Origin of the sequence: Nocardiopsis metallicus (assembly GCF_014201115.1) — a bacterium.
Lineage (GTDB): Bacteria > Actinomycetota > Actinomycetes > Streptosporangiales > Streptosporangiaceae > Nocardiopsis > Nocardiopsis metallicus.
Window position 1 is genome coordinate 7,333,620 of sequence record NZ_JACHDO010000001.1, and the last position, 23,772, is coordinate 7,357,391.

The 23,772-nt window shown below is 71.7% G+C and carries 20 protein-coding genes; 12 read left to right on the forward strand and 8 right to left on the reverse strand.

Annotation, left to right across the window (positions count from 1 at the left end):
- Window positions 1-5 precede the first annotated feature (5 nt).
- Window positions 6-2,177 carry an elongation factor G-like protein EF-G2 gene (locus HNR07_RS32255; RefSeq protein ID WP_184370267.1) on the reverse strand — a complete coding sequence of 724 codons (2,172 nt, stop codon included), beginning with the start codon at window positions 2,175-2,177 and terminating at the stop codon, window positions 6-8.
- 178 nt (window positions 2,178-2,355) lie between these two features.
- Between HNR07_RS32255 and HNR07_RS32260 the strand changes: the two genes are divergently transcribed.
- The 3 genes from HNR07_RS32260 to HNR07_RS32270 all read left to right on the forward strand — a co-directional run bounded on the left by HNR07_RS32260 (window position 2,356) and on the right by HNR07_RS32270 (window position 6,072).
- A complete protein-coding gene (locus HNR07_RS32260; RefSeq protein WP_312894034.1) occupies window positions 2,356-3,894 on the forward strand; it encodes a CPBP family intramembrane glutamic endopeptidase in 1,539 nt (512 codons plus the stop codon).
- Window positions 3,895-3,911: 17 nt separating this feature from the next.
- A complete protein-coding gene (locus tag HNR07_RS32265) occupies window positions 3,912-4,709 on the forward strand; it encodes an alpha/beta hydrolase (RefSeq protein ID WP_184370273.1) in 798 nt (265 codons plus the stop codon).
- 94 nt (window positions 4,710-4,803) lie between these two features.
- The gene (locus HNR07_RS32270; RefSeq protein ID WP_184370276.1) at window positions 4,804-6,072 is read left to right on the forward strand and encodes an MFS transporter; all 1,269 of its coding nucleotides are present in this window, start codon (window positions 4,804-4,806) and stop codon (window positions 6,070-6,072) included.
- Window positions 6,073-6,100: 28 nt separating this feature from the next.
- Here the strand turns inward: HNR07_RS32270 and HNR07_RS32275 are convergent, their stop codons facing one another.
- The 3 genes from HNR07_RS32275 to HNR07_RS32285 form a co-directional block, all read right to left on the reverse strand.
- Window positions 6,101-7,087 (reverse strand): coiled-coil domain-containing protein, encoded by a 987-nt coding sequence (locus tag HNR07_RS32275; protein ID WP_184370279.1) that lies wholly within the window; start codon window positions 7,085-7,087, stop codon window positions 6,101-6,103.
- Between the two features lie 261 nt (window positions 7,088-7,348).
- Window positions 7,349-7,906 carry a peptide deformylase gene (def, locus tag HNR07_RS32280; protein WP_184370282.1) on the reverse strand — a complete coding sequence of 186 codons (558 nt, stop codon included), beginning with the start codon at window positions 7,904-7,906 and terminating at the stop codon, window positions 7,349-7,351.
- Between the two features lie 77 nt (window positions 7,907-7,983).
- Window positions 7,984-8,793 (reverse strand): nucleotidyltransferase domain-containing protein, encoded by an 810-nt coding sequence (locus HNR07_RS32285; RefSeq protein ID WP_184370285.1) that lies wholly within the window; start codon window positions 8,791-8,793, stop codon window positions 7,984-7,986.
- Window positions 8,794-9,662: 869 nt separating this feature from the next.
- On the opposite strand from HNR07_RS32285, the gene HNR07_RS32290 reads away from it, so the two are divergent.
- Together HNR07_RS32290 and HNR07_RS32295 are read left to right on the forward strand one after the other, a co-directional pair.
- Window positions 9,663-10,340: a sirohydrochlorin chelatase gene (locus HNR07_RS32290; protein ID WP_184370288.1), complete on the forward strand. Its 678-nt coding sequence runs from the start codon at window positions 9,663-9,665 to the stop codon at window positions 10,338-10,340.
- A gap of 329 nt (window positions 10,341-10,669) precedes the next feature.
- Entirely contained in the window at window positions 10,670-11,590 is a 921-nt protein-coding gene (locus HNR07_RS32295; RefSeq protein WP_184370291.1) for an aminoglycoside phosphotransferase family protein, read from the forward strand.
- Window positions 11,591-11,635: 45 nt separating this feature from the next.
- Here the strand turns inward: HNR07_RS32295 and HNR07_RS32300 are convergent, their stop codons facing one another.
- Genes HNR07_RS32300 through HNR07_RS32310 form a run of 3 tightly spaced genes read right to left on the reverse strand, consistent with a single transcriptional unit; the run spans window position 11,636 to window position 15,078 of the window.
- Window positions 11,636-11,869, reverse strand: coding sequence for a hypothetical protein (locus tag HNR07_RS32300; RefSeq protein ID WP_184370294.1), 234 nt, complete (start codon window positions 11,867-11,869; stop codon window positions 11,636-11,638).
- 22 nt (window positions 11,870-11,891) lie between these two features.
- Complete coding sequence (locus tag HNR07_RS32305; protein ID WP_184370297.1) at window positions 11,892-12,569, reverse strand: response regulator; 678 nt, start codon at window positions 12,567-12,569, stop codon at window positions 11,892-11,894.
- Window positions 12,550-15,078, reverse strand: a complete 2,529-nt coding sequence (locus HNR07_RS32310) for an ATP-binding protein (protein WP_184370301.1) — start codon at window positions 15,076-15,078, stop codon at window positions 12,550-12,552. Before HNR07_RS32310 ends, HNR07_RS32305 begins: the two co-directional genes overlap by 20 nt.
- A 190-nt stretch (window positions 15,079-15,268) precedes the next feature.
- On the opposite strand from HNR07_RS32310, the gene HNR07_RS35340 reads away from it, so the two are divergent.
- The 4 genes from HNR07_RS35340 (at window position 15,269) to HNR07_RS32330 (ending at window position 19,110) form a co-directional block, all read left to right on the forward strand.
- Window positions 15,269-16,264: a hypothetical protein gene (locus HNR07_RS35340; protein ID WP_246420606.1), complete on the forward strand. Its 996-nt coding sequence runs from the start codon at window positions 15,269-15,271 to the stop codon at window positions 16,262-16,264.
- 192 nt (window positions 16,265-16,456) lie between these two features.
- A complete protein-coding gene (locus tag HNR07_RS32320) occupies window positions 16,457-17,386 on the forward strand; it encodes a hypothetical protein (RefSeq protein ID WP_246420608.1) in 930 nt (309 codons plus the stop codon).
- Between the two features lie 168 nt (window positions 17,387-17,554).
- Complete coding sequence (locus HNR07_RS32325; RefSeq protein WP_184370304.1) at window positions 17,555-18,433, forward strand: hypothetical protein; 879 nt, start codon at window positions 17,555-17,557, stop codon at window positions 18,431-18,433.
- Complete coding sequence (locus tag HNR07_RS32330) at window positions 18,430-19,110, forward strand: hypothetical protein (protein ID WP_184370306.1); 681 nt, start codon at window positions 18,430-18,432, stop codon at window positions 19,108-19,110. Before HNR07_RS32325 ends, HNR07_RS32330 begins: the two co-directional genes overlap by 4 nt.
- Before the next feature lie 21 nt (window positions 19,111-19,131).
- Here HNR07_RS32330 and HNR07_RS32335 read toward each other — a convergent pair whose 3' ends face one another.
- On the reverse strand, window positions 19,132-20,775 hold the full coding sequence (locus HNR07_RS32335) for an FAD-binding oxidoreductase (protein ID WP_184370309.1): 1,644 nt from the start codon (window positions 20,773-20,775) through the stop codon (window positions 19,132-19,134).
- A gap of 17 nt (window positions 20,776-20,792) precedes the next feature.
- On the opposite strand from HNR07_RS32335, the gene HNR07_RS32340 reads away from it, so the two are divergent.
- From HNR07_RS32340 to HNR07_RS32350, 3 genes are all read left to right on the forward strand, one after another.
- Window positions 20,793-21,383 (forward strand): TetR/AcrR family transcriptional regulator, encoded by a 591-nt coding sequence (locus tag HNR07_RS32340; RefSeq protein ID WP_184370312.1) that lies wholly within the window; start codon window positions 20,793-20,795, stop codon window positions 21,381-21,383.
- A 27-nt stretch (window positions 21,384-21,410) separates the two neighbouring features.
- Complete coding sequence (locus HNR07_RS32345) at window positions 21,411-22,955, forward strand: glycerol-3-phosphate dehydrogenase/oxidase (protein ID WP_184370315.1); 1,545 nt, start codon at window positions 21,411-21,413, stop codon at window positions 22,953-22,955.
- Between the two features lie 186 nt (window positions 22,956-23,141).
- Window positions 23,142-23,693 carry an ATP-binding protein gene (locus HNR07_RS32350; protein WP_184370318.1) on the forward strand — a complete coding sequence of 184 codons (552 nt, stop codon included), beginning with the start codon at window positions 23,142-23,144 and terminating at the stop codon, window positions 23,691-23,693.
- Window positions 23,694-23,772: the final 79 nt, after the last annotated feature.

The following is a 23,772-nucleotide window of genomic DNA, read 5'->3' on the forward strand; positions in this document are numbered from 1 at the left end:
GCGGGTTAGGCCTCCGAGCGCTCCTTGGCCAGGCGGCGCTCCACCTGCTCGGGGAGGCGTTCGTGGCGGAGGTAGTCGCGGGTGAAGACCCCCGTGCCGTGGGAGACCGAGCGCAGCTCCACGGCGTAGCGCACGATCTCCAGTTCGGGTACCTCCGCCCTGATCACCACCCGGCCGCCCGGCGCCGCCTCGGTGCCCACCACCCGGCCGCGGCGGGCGGACAGATCGCTCAGGACCGCGCCCAGGTAGGCGTCGTCGACCTCCACCGTCACCGTGTCCACCGGTTCCAGGACGGCCAGCTCCGAGGTGGACGCGGCGTCGCGCAGGGCGAGGCGCCCGGCCTTCTGGAAGGCCATGTCCGAGGAGTCCACCGAGTGCGCCTTGCCGTCGTACAGGGTCACGCGCAGGTCCACCAGCGGGTGGCCGTGGTCCACGCCGTCTGCCATCTGGGCGCGTACGCCCTTCTCCACCGAGGGCACGTACTGGCGGGGGACCACGCCGCCCACGACCTTGTCCACGAACTCCAGTCCGGCACCGGACTCCAGCGGCTCCACCCGGATCCGGCACACCCCGAACTCGCCGTGCCCGCCGCTCTGCTTGACGTTGCGGCCCATGCCCTGGCCGGGGCCGGTGAAGGTCTCCCGCAGCGGGATACGGACCTCCTCGGTCTCCACCCGGACCCCGTAGCGGTGTTCGAGCCGGTCCAGGGCGGCGTCCAGGTGGGCCTCGCCCAGGCTCCACAGGACCATCTGGTGGGTCTCGGGGTTGATCCGTACCCGAAGCGACGGGTCCTCCGCCACCAGGCGGGACACCGACTGGGACAGCTTGTCCTCGTCGGAGGCCGAGGCGGCGCGGATCGCCACCGGCATCATCGGATCGGGGAAGCGCCACGGCGGGACCCGGAACGGCAGTTCGGGCGCGGACAGGGTGTCCCCGGTCCGGGCCGCGGGCAGCTTCGAGACCAGGCACAGGTCACCGGCGATCACCTCGCCCACCGGGCGGGCCTGGCGACCGAGCGGGACCGAGAGCGAACCCAGCCGCTCCTCGTCCCCGCTGCGGTCGAGCTCATCGGAGTTGCCCAGTCCGGTGCGCACCCCGTGGCCGTGCAGGTGGACGTCGACGTCGGGCACCAGCGTCCCGGAGAACACCCGTACCAGGCTGACCCGGCCCACGTACGGGTCAGTGGTGGTGCTCAGCACCTCGGCGACCAGCGGCCCCTCCGGATCGCAGGACAGGCCCTCGACCGGGTGGCCGTCGGGGCGGTTCACCGACGGGAACGGGCACCGGGTCGGGTCCGGGCAGGAGAGCGGGAGTTCGCGCAGCAGCTCGCGCACGCCCACGCCGCGGGTCGGGCTCAGCGCCAGCACCGGGTGGAAGCCGCCCGCGGCCACCGCCTTCTTGAGGTCGGCGATGAGCAGGTCCGGATCCAGCTCGCCGCCCTCCATGTAGCGCTCCATGAGCGCCTCGTCCTCGCTCTCGGTGATGACTTCCTCGATGAGGGTCTCCCGCAGCGGTCCCGCCTGCTCACGCAGCCAGTCGGGTGCCGGACACGAAGCGGGGGCGGACTCCATCCCGCCCCCGTCGGAGTAGTCGTAGTAGCGCTCCGAGACCAGACCCCAGAGCCCCACGAGTTCGCGTTGGTCGCCCGATCCCTCCACCGCGGGGACGTAGGCGGCGTGTACCCCGGACCCGAAGGCGTCCTGACACTGTGCGACCACCTCGTCGAAGTCGGCTCGCGGGTGGTCGATCTTGGTGACGGCCACCGCCCGCGGCATGCCGATGGCGGCGCACTCCTCCCACAGCATGCGGGTGCGCCCGTCCACGCCGTCCAGGGCGGAGATCACGAACAGGGCGGCGTCCGCGCCTCGCAGTCCGGCGCGCATCGCCCCGATGAAGTCGGCGTAACCGGGGGTGTCCAGCAGGTTGACCTTGACATCGCCCACCATCACGGGGTTGACGGTCAGGTGCACGGAGCGCTTCTGCCGGACCTCGACCTCGTCGTGGTCGCTGACGGTCGTGCCCTCCTCCACACGGCCGGGGCGCTTGATCTCCCCGGCGGCGAGGAGCAGCGCCTCGACCAGGCTCGTCTTGCCCGCGCCGGTCGGCCCGACCAGCGCGATGTTGCGGATGTCCTGGGGCCTGGCGGCCCTCGGTACGGCTACGGCTCGGTCTACCATCCTTGCCTGCCCAGCCCTTCGGGGTTTGGCGGTGGCCGACCAAGACCACCGAAAGTGTGACCTGTGACACTCTCTACGGTCGCTCCTCGCAGCCCCGATAACAAGAGGTCACCCGGTCGATATCCCGGATGGGGCCCTTCGGGATCTATGACCCGGGATGTTCTTCTAGGCTGTGCCCGTGCCATGGTCGGAAAGTCTTCCTCAATTCAGTCTCGCCGGGACCCTTCTGACGGTCCTGCTGCTGTTCTTCGCGGCGTTCGGCGAGCCCCTGCTCGGTCGGCGTGCGTTCTCGTGGCTGTCACGCCGCAGAGACGGCGACGAGCGAGCCCTCGGACTGCTGTACGCCGTCACGGTGGCGATCCACGTCCTGTGGGGCCTGATGGTCCTCGTGGTGCTGCTCGTCTCGCCCGCGCTGAACCTGGTCGATCTGGGACTGCGCACCCCTGACGCGTTCGGGCCCATCGTGGGCGCCGCGATCGGCGGGCTCATCGCGCTGGCCGCCTTCTGGGTGCTGGTCAACGGCCTGCCCACCAGGGAACGCTTTCCGGTCCTGGGCAAGCTGTCCGGCGGCAAGGGCGGCAGGGGGAAGCCCGGGCGCCGCGCGAAGCCGGGTGACGCGGACGCGGAGGGCACCGAGGGCAGGGGGAGGAAGGGCCACCGGGGGCGCCGCGGCGCCGCCAAGCCGATGACCCTGCCCGAACCCGGCCGAGAGCAGTACTTGCTCCTGCCGCGCACCGGCCGCGAACGGGGCCTGGCCGCGGGCATGGCGGTCACCGGAGGCGTGTTCGGCGAGCTCCTCTACCGGGGGCTGTTCATCACCCTGGTGGCCAGCATGGGGGTCCCGCTGTGGATCGCCGCCGTGCTGTCCATCGTGGTCTTCGCCGTGGCCCACGCCTACCAGGGCTGGTGGGGTCTGCTCAGCGCGGGCTTCTCCGGGACCCTGTTCACCATCCTGTACCTGGGGACGGGCAGCCTGGTCATCCCGGTCCTGGTCCACGTGGCGCTGAACCTGCGCTCGGTGGTGTTCCCGCCCGCGGCGGACCGGGAGGCGGCGCACGAGGCCTACCGCTCCGGGGACCGCTACGACGACGAGTACGACGAGTACGAGTACGACGGGTACGAGGGCGACGGGTACGAGGACCGGGGTCACGGGGACACGGAGTACGGCGAGGACGACTACGGTCGGACGGGGGAGTTCGAGGCGGTCGAGGCCGACCGGACCGAGAACGAGCCCATGGCCGCCGCCGTACCGGCCGGCCCGCCCGCGCCGCCGCTTCAGCAGGGTCCGCCTTCCGCTGGTACCCCGCCGTTCGGGCAGTCCGCGCCTTATCCGGGGCCCCACAACCCGAACCCCCACAACCCGGGCCCCCGGCCGCCCCAGCCCGGGCCGGGCCACTTCCAGCAGGCATCGCCGCCCCCGTACCGGCCGACCCCCCAGCAGCCGCCTCAGCACCGGCCGCCGCAGGGGCTCCCGCAGGGGCCGCCACCCGGTTACGGTCAGCAGCCACCGCAGCAGCCACCGCAGCCTCCACAGGGCCCGCCGCCCGCCTACCCCCACCCGTCCGCTCCGCCCTCGTCGGACGGCGGTGACTTCCGCTCCGGTCCCGGACCCGCAGCTGACCAGGGCGGGCACCGCCTCTACCCGGACGAGTGGATCGACCGCCACCACGGCCCCGAGGGCGACACACCGGGGCCGGGCTCCCCGCCCCGCGACTGATCGTGCACGATGGAGTGGTGTCCGATGCCATTGACCACCCCATCGCCCAGCCCCAGGAGAACCGTTTCTGGCTGACCACCTCGGACGGCGTGGGGATCGACGCCGTGCTGCTGCGCCGTGCCCAGCCCCGCACCACCGCGGTGGTCCTCGCCAACGGCTTCATCGGCACCTACCGCAGCCCGCACACCCGCGCCATCGCCGAGGGCCTGCTGTCCGTGGGCGACGTGATGACCTTCGACTTCCGGGGCCACCACGGCTCCGGAGGCCGCAGCACGGTGGGCAACGCCGAGATCCACGACCTCGAAGCGGTGGTGAGCCGCCTGCGCGAGCTCGGCTACACCCACATCGCCGCCGTGGGCTTCTCGATGGGCGCGGCGGTCGCGATCCGGCACGCCGCCATCTACGGCGGCACCAGTGCCGTGGTGTCCGTGAGCGGGCCCAGCCGCTGGCACTACCAGGGCACCCGGGCGATGCGCCTGCTGCACATCGGGATCGGCAAGACCTTCGGCCGCGCCTTCCTGAAGCGCTTCCGCAAGGTCCGGGTCACCGACCAGCGATGGAACCCCACTCCGGCCGAACCCCGTGAGATCGCCGGCGAGGTCGCGCCGGCCCCGCTGCTGGTCGTGCACGGCGACGCCGACGCCTACTTCCCGGTCTCGCACGCCACCGCCATCTACGACGCCGCCCGCGAACCCAAGGACCTGTGGATCATCCCGGAGATGGGCCACGCGGAGAGGGCCGTCAGCTCCGACCTGGTGGCCCGCCTGCGCGAGTGGCTCGGCGAGCGGCTGCCGCAGAGGGAGCGACCCGCCTGAGGCTCCGACCGGGTCGGGTGCGGGTACCAGGCCTCAGCCACCGGGGCAGGTGACCCGCATCGACAGGCCACGGCGACTCGGCTAGAAAGGACGGATGATCCGATCTCGCTCCTCCGCCGCCGGGAAAGGTGACCCCGAGTTCACCGAGGCCGACCTCCCCGGCCTGAGGGGGCGCGGCTTCGCCCTGCTCATCCTGGCCACCGCGGCCGGACTGTGCGGGTTCGCCGCCGTCCTGCCCCTCGTGCCCCTGTGGGCCAGCCGGGGCGGCGCGGGCGAGTTCGGGGCGGGCGCCACCACCGCCGCGTTCATGCTCACCACCGTCATCACCCAGCTGGCCATGCCCTGGCTGCTGGACCACGCGGGCGGCTACCGGTGGGCGTTCCCGGTCGGATCCCTCATCATGGGCCTGCCCATGCCGCTGTTCGCCCTCACCACCGACCTCGGGCCGCTGGTGGCGGTCTCGGCGGTGCGCGGGGTGGGTTTCGGGATGGTGACCGTGGCAGGGACGGCGCTCGCCGCCCGCCTGGTCGCCAAGGAACAGGTCGGCCGGGCCACCGGCTACTACGGCCTCGCCGTCGGGCTCCCGCAGATCGTCATCCTGCCCGGCGGGGTGGCGCTGGCGCTCAGCATCGGATTCGACACCGCCTTCTGGCTCACCGGGATCTGCGGCGTGCTGGCGGCGGCGCTGGCCTCCGGCATCTGGTTCGCCGACGGCGGCCGCAACCGCGCGGCGCTGCGCGGAGCGGGCCCCGAGGCCGGGAAGGGGACCGCCGAGGCGCCGAGCGCCCCGCGCGGCCTCCCACTCCTGAGCGCCCTGGCCGCGCCGCTGATCATCATGCTGGTGGTGTCCTCGGCCGCCAGCGCCGTCGTCACCTTCCTGGCCATCCCGTTCGAACAGGCGGCCTGGCTGGTCAGCGCACTACTGGCCGCCTACGCGCTGATGCTCGTCACCGGCAGGTGGACCGCCGGGGTCCTGTACGACCGCTACCGGCGCACCGTCCTACTGCTGCCCGGAACCCTCGCGGCGGTCGCGGGCACGGGGCTGCTCACCGCCGGGCTGTGGGCCAACGGCGACGGCTCGCCGGGGGCGGGCGTGGCCCTGCTGGTGCTGGGTGGGACGGCGCTGTTCGGGCTCGGGTTCGGCGCGGTGCAGAACGAGGCCGTCACCGTGATGCTGGAACGCGCCGGACCGACCGGCTACGGGCGCGCCAGCGCGTGGTGGAACATCGGCTACGACGCGGGTACCGGGGCCGGGGCGATCGGCCTCGGCCTGGTCATCCAGCTCATGGGTTACGGACCGGCCTTCGCGATCGTGGCCGTGTCCCTGGCCGCGGTCCTACCACTGGCCCTGCGCCGGAAGTGAACCCTGTGCCGCCCTGACCCCGGGTGGATCAGTACGAGCTGATGTGCACGTGGTCGTAGTGGTTCTGGGTGAGGTCGCCGCGGTCGTTCATCCAGGTCCACTGGCGCGAGGTCGACTGCCAGATCTGCTGTTCCCAGATGATGTACTTGATGCCCAGCCGGTCCGCGTTGGCGATGCCGTAGTCGGAGATCGCCTGGCCCAGGGCCCTGTTCTCCGCTGAGGGCGCGGCGCCGTTGGCGCTCATCATGAAGTCGCAGGCGGTACCGGTGCCGTGGTCGTCGTTGCTCGGCCGCCAGCAGCCCACCGGGTAGGGAGCGCCGAACTCCATGATGATCTCGTCGCGGATGGCCGCCATCCGGGGCTGGGTCTGCTCCCAGCCGCCGCCGCGCGCGCTGTCGGGGACCGTGCCGTTGCCGCCGCCTCCGCCGGCACCGGGGGTCTCCGGCTCCGCCGGGACCTGCTCGGCCTCGTACTCCTCGATCCGCTTCTCGACCTCCTCGCGCTGCTCCTCCAGCTCGTCGATCAGATCGGAGGCCTCGGCCAGCTCGCCCTGGAGTTCCTCGGTGAGCTCGGCCTGCTCGTCGCGCAGAGCGATGAGCTCGGAGATCTGCTCGGCCTGGTTCTGCCCGAGGTAGTCGACGTTGGCGGCGTCGACGAACATGTCCTCGGGGTCGCTGGAGAAGACGACCTGGAGGGTGGGGTCGAAGCCGTCGCCCTTGTACCTGGCGGCGGCGATGGCCGACACCCCGCCGCGGGACTTCTCCAGGCGCTCCTCGAGCTCCTCGAGTTCGGCCTCGGCGGCCTCCGCCCGGTCCTTGATCTCGGTGTACTGGAGCAGCTCGCCGTCGTAGGTCTCCTCGAGCTCCTCCGCGCGCTCGGTGAGTTCGTCGATGTCGACGTCGTCGGGGTCTGCATGGGCGACACCGGGCAGGCCGGTGAGCATCACGGCGGTGACGACGGCGAGGGACGCGGTGAACCGGCCGCGACGGGGGGAGTTGCGAGGAGTGGAAGTCATGTCTGCTCCGTGGATGGTCTGAGATCATCCGCATCGCCGGGGGACGGCTGTGCCGTCACGGGAGAGGAGTTACTCAGCAGACCATACGAGATCTTGGCGTTACGTGCACAGTGAGTTGACTCGCGTTGCTGTGGGGGTTGAGCGGGGATCTGTCCAGAAGATACCCGGACCGGGTGACCGGACCGAACGTCAAGGGGAGGGATCGGTCCGGTCACCCGCAGGTCGGCCGCCGCGGGGCTGCGGGGGCAGGGCCGGGAGGATTCAGCCGTTTCCGCCGAAGGCGCTGGGCAGGCGCACGGAGGTGGTGGGCGCGGGCTGTTCGGAGGGCAGGAACCAGTCCGAGCGGCGGATGTCCCGCAGCGCCCGCTTGCGGGTCTCGGAGTCCAGGCGGTCGATGTAGAGCATGCCGTCCAGGTGGTCGGTCTCGTGCTGGAGGCACTGGGCCATCAGTCCGGTGCCCTCGACGGTGACCGGCTCGTTGCGCAGGTCCACACCTTTGACCACGGCCCGCTCGGCGCGCTTGGTCCGGTACCAGAGCCGCGGGATGGACAGGCAGCCCTCGTCGCAGTCCTGGAGCTCCTCGGAGAGCTCGACGATCTCCGGGTTGATCACGTACCCGATCCGGCCCTCGACGGCGTAGCTGAACACGCGTGAGCCCACACCGATCTGGGTGGCGGCCACCCCGGCCCGCCCGGGGGCGTCCACGGTGTCGAGGAGGTCGCGGACCAGCTTCTCCGCGCGCTGGTCGAAGGTGGTCACGGGGGCGGTCTTGGTCACGAGAACGGGGTCGCCGAAGCGGACGATGGGGCGCATGGTCATGAAACCAGATTAGTTCCCCGACGTCATGGCTCGCCCGTCCTTGTGGGCAACCTGTGGACAGGGGCACGGGGGAGGGGTCAGGTGGCCAGGCCGGGGCGCAGGGAATCGTCCAGGACCATCTCGATGTAGTCGAGGGCGGCGCGGCGGCGGGCCAGGGCGCTCTCGTACAGGGAAGGGGTCTGGGCGCCGCGGCGCACGCGCAGGCACTCGTTGACGATGCGCTGCCAGCGCTCGGGGAAGGCGTGCAGGGCGTAGGCGCCCGCGCCGGACTTGGAGGTGATCTCACCGGTCTTGAGCGTGAAGTGCAGGCGGCTGACGCTCAGCACGCTCCACGACGGGGCCAGCGAGCCGAGGACGGCCAGACCGCGCGGGGTGACCAGCCGACCGGCCTTCTCGCGCCAGCGGCACCAGTGTTCGTCGAGCGAGCCGAGGGACCAGTCGCGCAGGCTCTCCGGCTCGTCCCACACGTCCAGTTCCACGGGGTGCGGGCCGCGGACGGTCACGCCGCGCTCGGCCAGGATGTGCCAGGTGACCGGATTGACGTCGACGGACGCGCTGGTGCGGAAGCGTCCGTTGATCACGGAGGGGACGGGACCGCAGTCGCCGGGGGCCTGGTTGAGCTCGTCCCAGGTGACGTGGACGCCGTTGAACTGGGGGCGGGGGACCTCGCCGCGGGTGCGCGCGTGGATGCGGCGCAGGGCGTCGACGTCCTCCCCGGAGCGGCGGCCGGTCACGATGACGAAGTCGACGTCGCTGGTGTGCGGGCGGAAGTCGCCGAGGGCGACCGAACCGGTCAGGTAGAGACCCTGGACCAGCCCGGGGGCCTCCTGATCAGCGTTGGCGAGGAAAGCCTGGGTAAGCGTCCGCACCCGAGGGTGGACGACCATGCTCAACTCCAGTCTGGGGGGCGGTTCGGTGGGTTTCGGTGCCGCGCGGTGACGGGGCCGTGGGGAGGCCGTCCGAATCGCGTGCGGGAGGGACAGCGGGGTGCTGGTGGGACCCGAAGTCCCTTCCGTCGGTTTCCAAGTGTGGTCCGGGTGCGGGGCGATGGCAAGTGATCACGCCGGACTCGCACCCTGTCTCCCCACGTCAAGTGGTGTGCGGTTATACGGAGGAGGGGGAGCTCGCACCCTTGACAAAGGGGTGAGCGGTATGGCAAGGGGTCGTGGTTCGGGTCGTGCGCGCCCCGGGCCACGGCGCGGCGAAGTCCACTCGGGGCGCCGCTCCGGTTTCCCGTTCGTCGGAGTTCCGGCCGGAGCGCCGGGCGGTTGCGTATTCGGACGCACGTGCACCTGCCGCATGCAACTGTCACGTGCACCTGCCCCGTGCACTTGTCGCGTGCATTCGCATCGGCTGTCCTGAGGGGATTTCTCTGGAGAGCTTCCGTGAATTCTGCGGGTTTGTCGCTCCGGGTATCCGGGAAAGTGGTCTCTGGCGCGTTCTGCCCATTGGCGGTGGCGTAGCTGGACGGAGAATTGGGTGGTCCTGCGAGGTCAGCGGGTCTGGTGCGGAAAGAGTGGGTTTTTGTCTATCTTCTCTGGCTCTTGTTGGGAGACGCACGCCACCCTCGAGATAAGTGGACACGCCGTACTTTTTCGGGGATTGTGGTGGTTCACCAAGTCTTCCCCAGGTGATAGCCATCCCAGCCATTATCTGCTGTTTTCCTCCGCGTAACACGTGGGAACCCGCCTGAAACTACACAGATTTACGCTCGATGGACAACGGCAGAACTCTCAGCGATTCCAAGGAGCCGTGCATGGTCCCCACGATGGTTCTCGTAGCCGATGACTCGCGTGACGCCCACCGACGTGAGGCCCTGTGCGGGCTGGCGGAGGCGGTGGCCGACCGCGGCGAGGCGCCCGTGAAGGCGGCCTTCGGTAGTCCCGACGAGGTCAACGCCACGCTCCACTCCGTCCGCGGCCCCAAGGTGGTCGTGCCCGCCTACGTCGCCGGCGGCGACGTGGCCAGCTCCCACCTGCTCTCCCGGCTCGACCCCGCCGGCCTGGCGAACTCCTGCCAGACCTCACCCCTGGGCGCTGTCCCCTCCATCGTGGCCGACCTCGCCGGCCGTCTCGCCGACTCCGGTTGGAAATCCGAGGACGGGGTGGTCCTGGCCGCCGACGGCACCACCGGAACCGAGGAGCGGCAGGTGGTCATGGACGTGGCCCGGATGCTCAGCCGACGGCTGTCCTCCCCGGTCCAGGTCGGCTACCTGCGCACCTGGGCGCCCTCGGTCTTCGACGCCGTCGACCGGCTGCGCCGCGATGACCGCGACCGGGTCGCGGTCGCCGCGTGGCGACTGGTCGACGGCCCCGACTTCGACCTGCTCCGCGGGCTGGACGCCACCGCCATCACGGCCCCGCTGTGGCCCTCTGACCTGGTCGTGGACACACTCCTCGCCCAGCACCGGGCGGTGAAGGGGCGGCTCACCTGAAGTGTCCGCGCGGGAACCCACCGTGATCTCGTCGCCGAGATCAGCCGAGACACCGTTACCCGGACCACGAGGATGGGTATGTGCCCCACGGGCGGGAACTCCCCGCACCCACAGTGCGGAATCCGACGCCGTAGCGACACACACGCGGTGCGGTGACGGTTCGGGCACGCCCCTTCGCGAAGGTTCGTGCATGTCAGCCCGGTGTGGAGCTCCCCCCGCGGCCGGCCCATGCCCCGAAGACGTTCTCCCGCCGCGGACCTCCCCGTCCGCCGAACCGGGACGGGGCCAGCTCCGGCAGGCATCGACGTGAGCGAACCGAAGGTGGATGTATGAACGACGTCACAGCGCAGTTCGTCGATGACCGGCAGCGCCGCCGCCTGGAACGGCGCTTCGGGAGCCAGGTCACCGAGTGGCTGGCGGAGCTGCCCGCGATCGTCGAGAAACTGGCCGCCGAGTGGGGGCTGACCATCGAGGGGCCCGCCCCGCACGGCCGCACGTCCGTGGTCCTCTACGTCCGTCACACCGACCACGGCGAGGGCGTCCTCAAGATCTCCCCGGACAGCGGCCTGGCCGTCTCCGAGGCCGGACTCCTGCGGATGTGGGAATCCTCCCACCGCGTCCCCGACGTGTGGGGCGTGGACGCCGAACGCGGTGCCGTGCTGATGGAACGGATCGAGGGCGACACGATCTCGGCCAAGGGGGTGGTCCCGCCGATGGAGACCATCGGCGGCCTCATCGCCCAGCTGCACGCCGTCCAGGTCAGTCCGGCCGAGCGGATGGAGCTGCGCCCGCTCTCGGCTCGGGTGCAGTTCGTGTTCGAGATGTGGGGCCGCGAGCGCGAGGAGGGCCCCGCCGCGGACCTCGTCCCGGCCGCCATGATGCACCGGGGCGCGGCCAAGGCCCGCGACCTGGCCATCGGTGAGGTCGACGTGGTCCCGCTGCACGGGGACCTGCACCCCGGCAACGTGATCGACGGCGGCGCGCGCGGGCTGGTCGTCCTCGACCCGCGCGCCTGCCTGGGCGACAGCGCCGCGGACGCGGTCGAGTGGGCCGTGTGGAAGGCCGACAGCATCACCGAGGTGGAGCACCGCGTGGGTGTGCTCTCCAGCGTGATGGGGGTGGACGGCGAGCGGATGATGGAGTGGGTGCGCGCCTTCGCTCCCTGCTTCGCGGTATCCAAGGCCAACCGCGGCCAGACCGACTCCTTCGAGTTCGATCTGATGATGAGCCTGTGCGGGGTGAACGTGTAGGGCGACCGGAGCGGTGGGGCGGCCCCGGCGGGGGCCGCCCCACACCTACTGTTCCGGGACGCGGTAGCCCGGGGCCGAGGGCCAGCGGACGGTCAGCACCACCGGCTCCTCCGCGCTGACCCAGACGGACCGTTCCTCGCCCGCCTCGTGCACACCCCACTTGATCTCGACATCCCCGCTGTGGCGGGGATCGCCGGAATCCTTGAAGTGCCCGAGCAGCCAGCCCCGGTCCAGGGCCGCGTCCCTGCCCGCGTTACCCACGTACACGCTGTTGTTCAAAGCGCCGTCCTCCACCGGGAGACTAGCCCTCCCGCTCGAAGCGGTATCCGCGTCCGGCCTCGGTGATGAGGTAGCGCGGGTGGGACGGATCCGGCTCCAGCTTGCGGCGCAGCTGGGCCAGGTAGACCCGCAGGTAGTTGGTCTCGTTCTGGTAGCTCGGCCCCCACACGTCGTGCAGGATCTGGCGCTGACTGACCAGCTGCCCGGTGTTGCGGGCCAGGAGCTCCAGGATGTGCCACTCGGTCGGGGTGAGCCGCACCTCCTCGCCGTCGCGGACCACGCGTTTGGCGCCCAGGTCCACCTCGAAGGAGTCCGTGCGCACCACCGGGGCCTCCTCGACCGGGGTCGCCCGGCGTTCGGCGGCGCGCATCCGGGCCAGCAGCTCGTCCATCCCGAACGGCTTGGTGACGTAGTCGTCCGCGCCCGAGTCCAGGCAGCGCACCTTCTCCCCGGCCGAATGCCGGGCCGACAGCACGATGATGGGCACCTGGGACCACCCGCGCAGCCGCTGGATGACCTCCACACCCTCCATGTCCGGCAGCCCCAGGTCCAGCAGCACCACGTGGGGGTGCTGCTCCGAGGCGAGCCGGAGCGCGCTCGCCCCGTTCGCCGCGGTGTCCACGTCGTAGCCGCGGGCCCTCAGGTTGATCCGCATCGCTCGGATGATCTGCACGTCGTCGTCAACGACCAGGACCCGCATGGCTCTCCTCTTCGTCTTCGCCCTCGTCCACCGCACGCAGGGTGAACACCATCGTCAGTCCGCCGCCCGGGGTGTCCTCGGGGGCGAGGGTGCCGTGCATCGCCTCAACGAAACCACGTGCCACCGCCAGTCCCAGACCGACCCCCGTTCCCTGGGGAGCGTCACCCAGGCGCTGGAAGGCCTCGAACATCCGCTGTTTGGCCTCGTCCGAGACGCCCGGGCCCCGGTCCACCACCCGCAGCTGCACGCTGTCCCCGTGCGCGCTGGCCGCCACCAGTACCGGGGTCCGGGGATCGGGGTTGTACCGGACCGCGTTGGTGACCACGTTGGCCACGGCCCGGTCCAGCAGGCCGGCGTCCACCCGGACCCGGGGCAGGTCGCCTGGGACGTCCACCACCACCGCGTCGGTCGGCACGCCCAGCAGGGTTGCCGGAAGCACCTCCTCCAGCGCCACGGCATGGAGGTGGGGCCGCACGCTGTCGGTCTGCACCCGGCTCATGTCCAGCAGGTTCCCGATCAGCCGGTTCAGCCGGTCCGCGGACTCCTCGACGGTCTCCAGCAGCTCCGCGCGGTCCTCCTCCGAAAGCCGGATGTCGGTGGCCCGCAGACTGGACACGCTCGCCTTGATGGAGGTCAGCGGGGTACGAAGGTCGTGCGAGACCGCAGCCAGCAGCGCGGTGCGCATCCGGTTGCCCGCCGCCTGGCCCCGGGCCTCGGCCGCGTCCCAGGCCAGCCGCCGGTGTTCCAGCGCGATCCCCACGTGGGTGGCGAAAGCCCCCAGCACGCCCCGGTCGGCGGCGGGCAGCATCCGGCCGCGCAGTCCGAGCGCCACCGTGTCCGAGACCGACACCAGGGCGTCCGCCTCCTCGGGCGTCTCACAGGCCGGGGCGCCCACGCTGTGCACCGCGTGCCAGCGGCCGTCGTCCAACCGCTCCAGCAGGGTCGCCGACCGCTGCCCGAAGGTCTCCCGGATCCGCCGCAGCAGCGCCTGGAGAGGTTCGTTCCCGGACAGCACGCTCGCCGCCAGCAGGGTGACCGCGTCCGCTTCGGCCCGGCCGCGCACCGCCTGGGCCGACCGGCGGGCGGCCGTCTCCACCATCACCGCCACCAACGCGCCCACCAGTACGAACGCCGCCATCGCCAGGAAGTTGTCCAGGGACATCGACGGCCGCCCGTGCAGCGGTGACAGCAGCACGGTGAGCAGGAGCGCGCTCCACAGCGCCGAGGCCAGTGCCGGGGGCAGACCGCCGACCGCCGCCGTGGCCACCGTGATGAACAGCAGCAACAAGGGGTCCGAGGCAGGTCCGACCTGTACGAAGACCGGAAGCGCCAGCACCAGGGTGAGGAACGGCGGGGCCATCAGGGCCAGCGCCCACCCCCACAGCCGACGGTGCTCGTTCAGGCCCCGGCCCACCGCGGGAAGCGGCCAGCGGCCCCGGCCCACCTCCTCGTGCGTGACGATGTGCACGTCGATGTCGCCGGACTCCCGGGACACGATCGTGCCTACCCCGGGCCCGAACACGTACTGCCAGGGGCGCCTGCGGGAGGAACCCAGCACGATCTGGGTGGCGTGTGCGCCGCGCGCGAACTCCAGCAGGGCCGAGGGCACGTCGGTACCCACCACCTGGTGGTAGGTGCCGCCCAGCTCCGCGAGCAGGTGCCGCTGCCGCAGCAGCTCCCCGGTGGGCTGTTCACCGATCCCGCTCGGCGGCACCACGTGCACCGCGAGCAGGTGGCTCGGCTGGGGGCGGCCGCCCCTGGAGCGGGCCGCCACCCGGGCGGCGCGGCGGATCAGCGTCTCGCCCTCGGGCCCGCCGGTCAGCGCCACCACCACCCGTTCCCGGGCCTCCCAGGTGTTGCGGATCTCGTGTTCGCCCCGGTAGCGGGTGAGCCCCTCCTCGACCCGGTCGGCGGTCCAGAGCAGGGCGAGCTCGCGCAGGGCCGCCAGGTTGCCCTCGCGGTAGTAGTCGGCCATCGCCGCGTCGACCCGCTCCGCCGGGTGCAGGTCGCCGTGGGCCATGCGGCGGCGCAGCTCCTGGGGCGTGACGTCGACCAGCTCGATCTCCGCGGCCCCGCGCACCACGCGGTCCGGGACGGTGTACTCGGGCCGGGCACCGGTGATCTGGTGGACGACGTCGTAGAGCGAGTCCAGGTGGTGGATACCCACCGTGGACAGCACGTCGATCCCCGCCGCCAGCAGCTCCTCCACGTCCTGCCAGCGCGCGGAGTTGGGGGAGCCGGGTCCGTTGGGCCGGGCCAGGTCGTCCACGAGCACCACCCGGGGGCCCCGGGCGATCACCGCGGCGGTGTCCACTGCCCCCGAGGGGAGCGGCGGGACGGTCTCCAGGCCTTCGAGCAGCGCCGAGGTGTGGATTCGGCGATGGGTGTGCACCGCGCCGACCACGACGTCCACCCCGCGTTCGGCCCGGCGCCGCGCCTCGGCCAGCGCGTGGTGTGTGGTTCCAACGCCCGGGGCCGAACCCAGGTGGATACGGAGAGTTCCTTTCACGTCCCCATTGTGGGTCCGGCGCGGACCTGGCGGGCCGGTCCGCCGCCGTTGCGGTGTGATCCCGGCCCTGTTCCTTCGTGATCCGTGCACTGGGAGGTGACCGGAACAGGACTGAGGATGACTCTTCGCGGCTTGTGTCCGGTAAAACTGAAGGGCCCTTTTCCAACAGAGCAGACCACGAGGTAACCCCATGGGACAGCCCCCGACCCCGAACGGCCCGCAGGGCCCCTACCCGGGGCAGCCCGGCCCGCCGCCCGGGTTCGGACAGCAGCCGCCCCAGGGCCCGCCCGGGCAGTACCCGCCGCAGGGGATGCCCCCGCAGGGGCCGCCGCCCGGTTACGGCCAGCAGCCTCCGGGATATGGCCAGCAGCCGCCCCAGGGCCCGCCGCCCGGGTTCGGACCGCAGCCTCCGCAGGGCCCGCCCGGGCAGTTCCCGCCGCAGGGCCCTCCCGGGCAGTACCCTCCCGGCCACGGCCCTCAGGGGCCCGGTGCCGGTGCTCCGAAGAAGAAGACCGGTCTGATCATCGGCGGTGCGGCCGCGGCGGTGCTGCTGATCGTGGTGGTCGGTGGTGTGCTGGTCCTCGCCAACTCCGGCGGTGAGTACGTCTCCCTGCCCAACGACTGCTCCGAGGCGGTCGACGGCTCGTTCCTCGAACCGTTCTTCGAGGACGGACCCCCCGCGCTGAGCGGTGGCTTCGACGCGGACGACCGCAGCATCGATTCCTCCTACGGGACCCTGAGCTGCAGCGGTGAGTCCGGTGGCGTCACCGTCGAGATCAACGCGGAGCTGGTCGACCTCGAGGACCCGCAGACCCTGGAGGAGTTCGAGGAGGTCTTCGACGGGACCCAGTTCAACGACGAGTTCATGGACGAGCAGGCCCAGCCCGGTGAGATCCACGAGGAGGACTTCGGTTTCGGCATGACCGCCTCCTACCTTTGGGACCAGACCAACGTGGGGGACCAGAGCATCGCGCTGGCCATGGCCAGCGACGCCGGTGAGGACTTCTCCGACGTCCCCGGCGCCTCGAACAACTTCGCCATGGGCGTCTTCCTCACGGACAACATCGCCGGCGGCATCATCGTGAACGACAGCGAGGGCGGGCGCGACGTGCAGGATCTGTTCAACACGATCGACTTCGCCAGCGGTGACCTGGCCAACCAGCTCAAGCGCGTGGCCGACAAGTAGAGACGTGACCCGCGGGGCCGTGCGGGGACCGTAGGGGTGCCGGGTGGCCAGGAGTGGCCGTTGGGGGCCTGTGGTCGTTCGGGTACCTCGGGTGTCCGGTAGAAGTGGGGGGTTCGTTTCCTCCTCTTTTGAAGACTCCGGTCGTCGGTTGACGCGGATCTTCCAGTGACATGGATCTGCGAGGCACCATTCATGGGACAGCCCCAGCCCCCGTACGGCCCCCAGGGGCCGCGACCCCCGCACGGCCCGCAGGGGTCGCAACCCCCGCACGGCCCGCAGGGCCCCTTCCCGGGCCAGCCCGGCCAGCAGCCCCAGGGTCCGCCGCCCGGGTTCGGGCAGTTCCCGCCGCAGGGTCCTCCCGGCCACTTCCCGCCCGGACAGCAGCCGCCCGGACAGCAGCCGCCCGGTTTCGGGCCCCAGGGTCCCGGCCCCGGCGGTCCGAAGAAGAAGACCGGCCTGATCATCGGCGGTGCGATCGGCGCCGCGGTGCTGCTGATCATCGTCGGCACCCTGGTGTCCGTCAACTCCGGCCGGGACTATGTCTCCCTGCCCAGGGACTGCGCCGAGGTGGTCGGTGACAACGTCCTCGACGACCTCTTCGACGGCTCACCGCCGCGGCTGGATGGCACGTTCCAGAGGGACGCCTCCGATTTCGACCTCTTCGGAGCGAGCTTCCACGGAGCCTTGGCCTGCGCCGCCGGGAACGACGACGTCGACCTGACCCTCGCCGCCCTTCTGATCGACCGCGAACGGTCGAGCTGGGACGTGGATCGCTACTTCGAGGAGGCCCTGGAGGAGTTCGAGGACCTGACCGATGGGATCGTCCCGCGCGGTGAGGTCGTCGACCGCGACTTCGGCTACGGGGGCGACGATGCCCGGGGCTACTGGGACACCCCCTCGATCGGTGACCGGAGCATGGCCGTCGGGGTGGACGACGGCAGGGGCCGCAGCTACCAGTCGGAGTTCGGGGTGGCGATCGTCCAGAAGAACAACGCCGTCATCGTGGTGAACGTCGACTACTCGGGGTCCTCGCGGACGCCGGACGTCGAGGAGCTCTACGACACCGTGACGTCGGTCGCGGGTTCGGTCGTCAAACAGATCCCGCGCGTGGCCGAGCGCTAGGGCGGTTCGGTACCGGGAACGGGTCCGGTTCGTGGCCGTCTCAGATGGGGAAGTCCTATTCTGTCGATGTATCGACCGCTTTCGACCTGCCTGTAAGGAGGCGTGGCGCGAGCTCCCCGTGGCCCGCCCGGGTCCGCCCGTCTGTGGGGGAGGGACGCCGCGACACTGATGACCGGACATCCCCCTGGTAGTGACGGGTTCCCCGGGCGACCGGGAGAGCCGCCGTTCCCCGGCCGCCCCGACCAGCCGCCGCACAACCCACCGCCGCACGGCGGGTTCCTGCCGCCCCGGCAGCCCTACGCCCGGCAGCCGTTTCCGCGGAACCCGCGGGGGTGCCCGCCGCCAGACCTGCAGCCGAGGCCCCGGCGGCGGGCACCGCTGCTCGGCGCGATCGGGTCCGCGGCCCTGCTCCTGGTGTCCGCGGGGGTGGTGGTCTGGTCGCTCTCGGGCGCCAACGGCCCCTACACCGCACTGCCCGAGTGCGGCCCCCTCGTGTCCGAGGAGATCCTCGGCGTCGTGCCCACCCCGGTCAACCCGAGCGTCTCCGGTGAGTTCGTCGACGTGGAGGAGCTGCGCCACCTGGACGAGCGGGACATCGAGGAGAGGGAGCTCCTCGGCTACCTGCAATGCAAGGCCATCGGCCGGGACTACCGCGAGGTGCTGCGGTTTTCGATCTACCTGCACGAGGCCCACGGCCAGGACCGGGAGGCGGCCGGGGAACTCAACAAGTACCTGGTCGGGGAGATGGAGGAGCGCCGTCAGGACTGGGCGGACGGTGAGATGCGCGACACCGTTCCCGATCGGAACGGGCGCGGCTGGCGGGAGACCTCGACCGGCGACGGCGGGATGGTCGGGTTCTACGAGGACGGGACGGAAGACTTCGGCCGTGACACCCAGGCGATCCTGAACTTCGTCACGGACAACCTGACCGTCTGGGGCTACTACAGCCTCTACGACCCCTACGAGGAGTCCGATGTCCTCGACTACATGGAACTGCTCTCCGAGCAGTTGTACGGACAGATCACCCGAGAGGCGGAACCGGCGTGACCGAGGCAGAGCAGGCCCCGGAGCGGGAAGGACGCCGCGGCCGGTCGCGCGTCCTGCCACTGATCGGGGGCGCGGCGGCCGCCGCGGTTCTGGTGGCGGGCGGGGTGTTCGTGTGGGACCGGGCGACCGGGGGCTACACCAGCCTGACCGGGGACTGCGAGGACCTGCTCCCGGACGACCTGCCCGACCGGCTGCCCGGAACCGGTGACTTCGACCTCCGCGGCGGCGCCGCCGACCCCGGCGAGGACGGGGTGCTCCGGCTGGTGCACTGCGAGGCGGCGGTGCCGGTCGACGGCGGGCCCGCCGACTTCAGCCTCCAGGCCGTCCTGTACGACCCCGAGGAACGCGAGGGCGTGCGCCGGATGCAGGCCATGGTCGCCGAGGGACAACTGGAGCGGGAGGCCGACGACTTCGAACTGGAGTACTCGAACCCGCCCATGCGCGCGGTGGAGTGGCGCTCCCTCTCGGTGGGTGACGGCGGTTACGCCACGGTCTCCCGGGGCCAGGAGGGCGAGGACCCCGAACTGTGGACCTCACTGGAGTACTCGGTGGCCAACGTGCGGGTGAGCCTCTTCCACCAGACCGCTGAGCCGGTCGAGCCCCTGGACAGCCTGGAGGCCCTGGAGGCGCTCGCCGAGGAACTGGTGGAGCGCCTGCCGGAGCTGGCCGGGGAGTGACCCCGGCCAGCGGCCGCGCGCTCACGCCTCGGGGATGAGCTTGCCCGGGTTGAGCACGCCCTGCGGGTCCAGCGCCGACTTCACCGCGCGCAGCACCTCGCCGCCCAGCGGGCCGAGCTCCGCCGCCATCCACGGGCGGTGGTCGGTGCCCACCGCGTGGTGGTGGGTGATGGTCCCGCGGTTGGCCACGATCGCGTCCGAGGCCGCCCGCTTGGCGCGGTCCCAGCGCGCGGCCGGGTCCGTGCCCGCACCCGTGGCCACGGTGAAGTACAGCGAGGCGCCGGTCGCGTAGGTGTGCGAGATGTGGCACTGCACCACGGCGCCGCTCTCGTCGTCATCCAGGGCGCCGGTCAGCGCGCCCACCACGGCCGTGTACAGCGGCAGCAGGTCGCTCCAGGACGCGGCGGTCTCCAGGGTCTCGGTGAGGATGCCCGCAGACAGCAGGGTGTCGCGCAGGTAGGGCGCGTGGAAGCGGGTCTCGCGCCAGTGCGCCACCGGGTCCGGGCCCAACGCGGTGCCGCCCGCGGCCTCCATCACCTTCCGGACCGCGGCCGCGCGGGCCTCGACCTCGGCGTCGGTGCCCTCGAAGCCCAGCACCGCCTGGCAGCCCGGGACCGCCTCGCGCCCGCCGATGGCGGCGTTGACGAAGGTCTCGGTCTCGTCCGAGAGCCGTGCCATGGTGGGCCGGGTGTCCGACTGCGCGAGAGCGCGCAGGGCGTCCACCCCGCTGGCGTAGTCGGGGAAGGACCAGGCCTCGTCCAGTACCCGCTCCGGAACGGGGCGCACCCGCACGGCCACCTCGGTGATCACGCCCAGCGTGCCCTCGGAGCCCACGAGGAGGCGGCGCAGGTCCGGCCCGGCGGCCGAGGCCGGGGGGCCGCCCGCGTCCAGGGTGCCGCGCGGGGTGGCGACCTTCAGGCCCACCACCATGTCCTCGAACCGCCCGTACCCGGCGGAGGCCTGCCCGCTGGAGCGGGTGGCCGCGTACCCGCCGATGGTCGCGTACTCGTAGCTCTGAGGCATGTGGCCGAGGGTGAGCCCGTGCTCGGCCAGCATCGCCTCGGCGTGCGGGGTGCGCACGCCCGCGCCGAGCACCGCGGTCAGCGAGGTGGTGTCCAAGGACACCAGGCGGTTCAGCCGGCGCAGGTCGAGGGCGACCACGGCATGGAAGCCGCCGTCCAGCGGGGAGACCCCGCCCACCACGCTCGTACCGCCGCCGAAGGGCACCACGGCCACGCGTTCGGCCGAGCAGAGCTCCAGAAGCCGCTCCACCTGGTCGTGGTCGGCCGGGTACAGCACGGCGTCGGGAGCGGGGGAGGCCCGGCCGGCCCGGCGGGCGAGCAGGTCCGGGGTGCTCTTGCCGCCGCTGTGGATCAGGCGGGTCGCGTCGTCCATGAGCACGTGTTCGGCGCCCAGGAGCTCGGTGAAGGCCTCCAGCGGGCCGCCGTCCAGGCGGGAGGCGGGTAGGGCCACGTCCGCCTCGGCCACCGGGGGCATGTCCTCGGTCCGGGCGCGTAGCACCTGGGAGATGAGGTCGCGCAGCCCGGGTTCGAGCTCCTTCGCCCGGGCGGGGTCGCCCCAGGCGAACCAGCTCATGTCCGGCGCGGTACCGGCGGTGTCGGCGAGGCTGACGGCGGTGGGTTCAGTGCGAGGATCGTGGGTCATGCTCTACAGTTTTACACATGGCGTCAAAACGTAATGTAGAGGACGAGATCCTGGACGCGGCCCGCGCCTGCGTCGAAGCCTTCGGGGTGCGCCGGACCACCCTGACCGACGTGGCCCGGCGGGCCGGGGTCAGCCGCCCCACCGTCTACCGGCGCTGGCCGGACGTGACCGCCCTGGTCGCCGACCTGCTCACCCGCGAACTCAGACGCATCCTCATCGCCGAAGAAGTGGAGGCGGAGCGCGAGACGGACACGGGGGAGAACACCCGGACCCGGCTGGTCCGGCACGCCACCGGGGTGGCCCGCGCGATGCTCGCCCACCCGCTGGTCAACCGCATCGTGGACACCGAACCCGAGCTCCTGGCCACCTACACGTTCCACCGCCTGGGCAGCAGCCACCGCGCCGCCCTCGAACTGCTCGAACCCGCCATCGCGGCGGGCCAGGCCGAGGGATCGGTCCGTGAGGGCGACCCCGGGGTCCTGGCCCACCTGTTCATGGTCACCGTGCAGAACACCGTGACCTCCCGCCGCCTCTTCACCGACGTGCTCGACCAGGACGGACTGGTCGAAGAGCTGTCCGCCCTGCTCGACGGCTACCTGCGGCCCTGACCCACCCTCTCCGGAAAGGACGCCCCGATGCGTCAGCACACCCGGTCCACCTCACTCAACACCGCCCGGCGCACCGCCGACCTCGCCGCACTGGAGGCACGTCCCGAGGTGGACGTCCTGGTGGTCGGCGGGGGAGTCACCGGCGCCGGAGTCGCCCTGGACGCCGTCTCCCGAGGCCTGTCCACCGTGCTCGTCGAACGCGAGGACCTCGCCTTCGGCACCAGCCGCTGGAGTTCCAAACTGGTCCACGGCGGGCTGCGCTACCTCGCCAAGGGCCAGGTCGGGATCGCCTACGAGAGCGCCCGCGAACGAGACGTCCTCATGCGCGTCACCGCGCCCCACCTGGTCCGCCCCATGCCCATGGTGGTCCCCGTCCACCGGGACACCGGCCTGGCCCGAGCCCTGTTCGTCCGGGCCGGGATGGGCATGGGCGACCTCCTGCGCGTGCTGTCCCGCACCCCCGCCTCGGTGCTCCGCCCGCCCCGCATCCTCAACGCCCGCCAGACCACCCGCCTCCTGCCCGGCGTCAAGACGGACGGACTGCTCGGCGGAATCCTGTCCTTCGACGGTCAGCTCGTCGACGACGCCCGGCTCGTCATCGGGATCGCCCGCACCGCGGCCGGTCAGGGCGCCCGGATCATCACCCGCTGCTCGGCCGAGAGCATCACCGCGGACGGCGTCGTCCTGCGCGAGGGGACCACCGGCCGGATCATCCCGGTGCGGCCGCGCGCGGTGGTCAACGCCACCGGGGTACACGCCGACGCCCTCGACCCCGGCATCCGGTTGAGCCCCAGCCGCGGCACCCACCTGGTCCTGGACGCGGCGACGCTCGGCCGTCCCAAGGCCGCGCTGACCGTGCCGATCGAGGGCAGCACCAGCCGGTTCGTGTTCGCGCTCCCGCAACCCGACGGCCGGATCTTCGCCGGGCTCACCGACGAACCCGTGGACGGCCCGGCCGCGCGCGTCCCGGAGGTCCCCGAGGAGGACGTGGACTTCCTCCTCGCCCAGTTCAACCGGGCGCTGTCAACCGAGCTGACCAGGGCGGACGTCATCGGCTCCTTCGCCGGGCTGCGCCCGCTGCTGCGCGGCGACGAACACAGCTCCAACCTGTCCCGGGAGCACTCGGTCTCGGTCGCCCCCAACGGTTCGGTGACCGTGGTCGGCGGCAAGCTCACCACCTACCGGGCGATGGCGGAGGAGGCCGTCGACGCGCTGGCCGCGGTACACCGCCTGCCCGCCGGGCCCTGCCGCACCCGCGAGATCCCGTTGGTGGGAGCCGCCTCCCCCGAGGAGCTCGACGCCCTGGACGCCCCGCGCCACCTGGTGGCCAGGTACGGGACCGAGGCGGCCGAGGTGCTCTCCACCGCCGGGGGAGACCCCGACCTGCTGGTCCCGGTCGTGCGCGGCATCACCCCGGCCGAGCTCCGCTTCGGGGTGAGCCGCGAGGGCGCCCTGAACACCGATGACCTGCTGGAGCGCCGGAGCCGGATCGCCCTGGTCGACACCGACCGCGACCTCGCGGAGACCGCCGCCAAGGAGGCCCTGGCCTGGGCCGAACGAACGGGGGCGTGAGGCGGAGCCGGTGCGGCGAGAGTCCACCGGTGAATTCGGGGAACTCACCACACCGGCCTCCCCTGTTCCGAGACGATGTGATCGCGTAAGGTCATACCGGTTCGAGCCTCCCTCCTCGGACACTCCCGCAGCCGCCCCCGTTTCGGCTCGCCCGCCCACTGAGCCGCCCCGCCGAAGGAGTCAGCCATGCCCACGCTCGTTGCCGTGCCCACTCTCATCAAGAACGAGGACAGAGTTCTTGAGCGGGTCCCGGACGAGTACCGGCACTATTTCAACGGACGAGTACCGGTCCCGTTCACCAAACGCCGCTGGGAGTTCGACGGCGAGCCGGTGAGCGTGCCCATGGTCCGGGCCTTCCTGGAGACCTGCGCGGCCGGGCGGGACCCGGACTACCAGTACGTGCTCACACTGCTCGGCGCGGAGCTGGCCACCAACGCCATCCGGCACAGCCGATCGGGGGAGCCGGGCCAGACCTTCGTGGTCCGCGTGGACCGGGGACCGAACGGGCTGACGGTCACCTGCCGGGACAACGGGACTCCCGTCAGCGCGCTCAAGGGCGAGGGCGGTCAGTTGTTCGCGTCACCGCCGGAGGAGAGGCTGACCGCCGAGGACGGGCGCGGCCTGGCACTGATCGACAGCTTCGCCACCGCCTGGGGCGACAACGGGCACCCGAGTATCCGCAAGGTGTGGTTCCACCTGGCCTACGACATGACCGGCAGCTCCTGGCCCGCCGCCTGACCAGGGGCGAAGGCGCTCGCGCCCTTGCCAGTGCGCGTGACGCGTGCCACTATTTCCTACCTACAGGTAACTTTGTGGC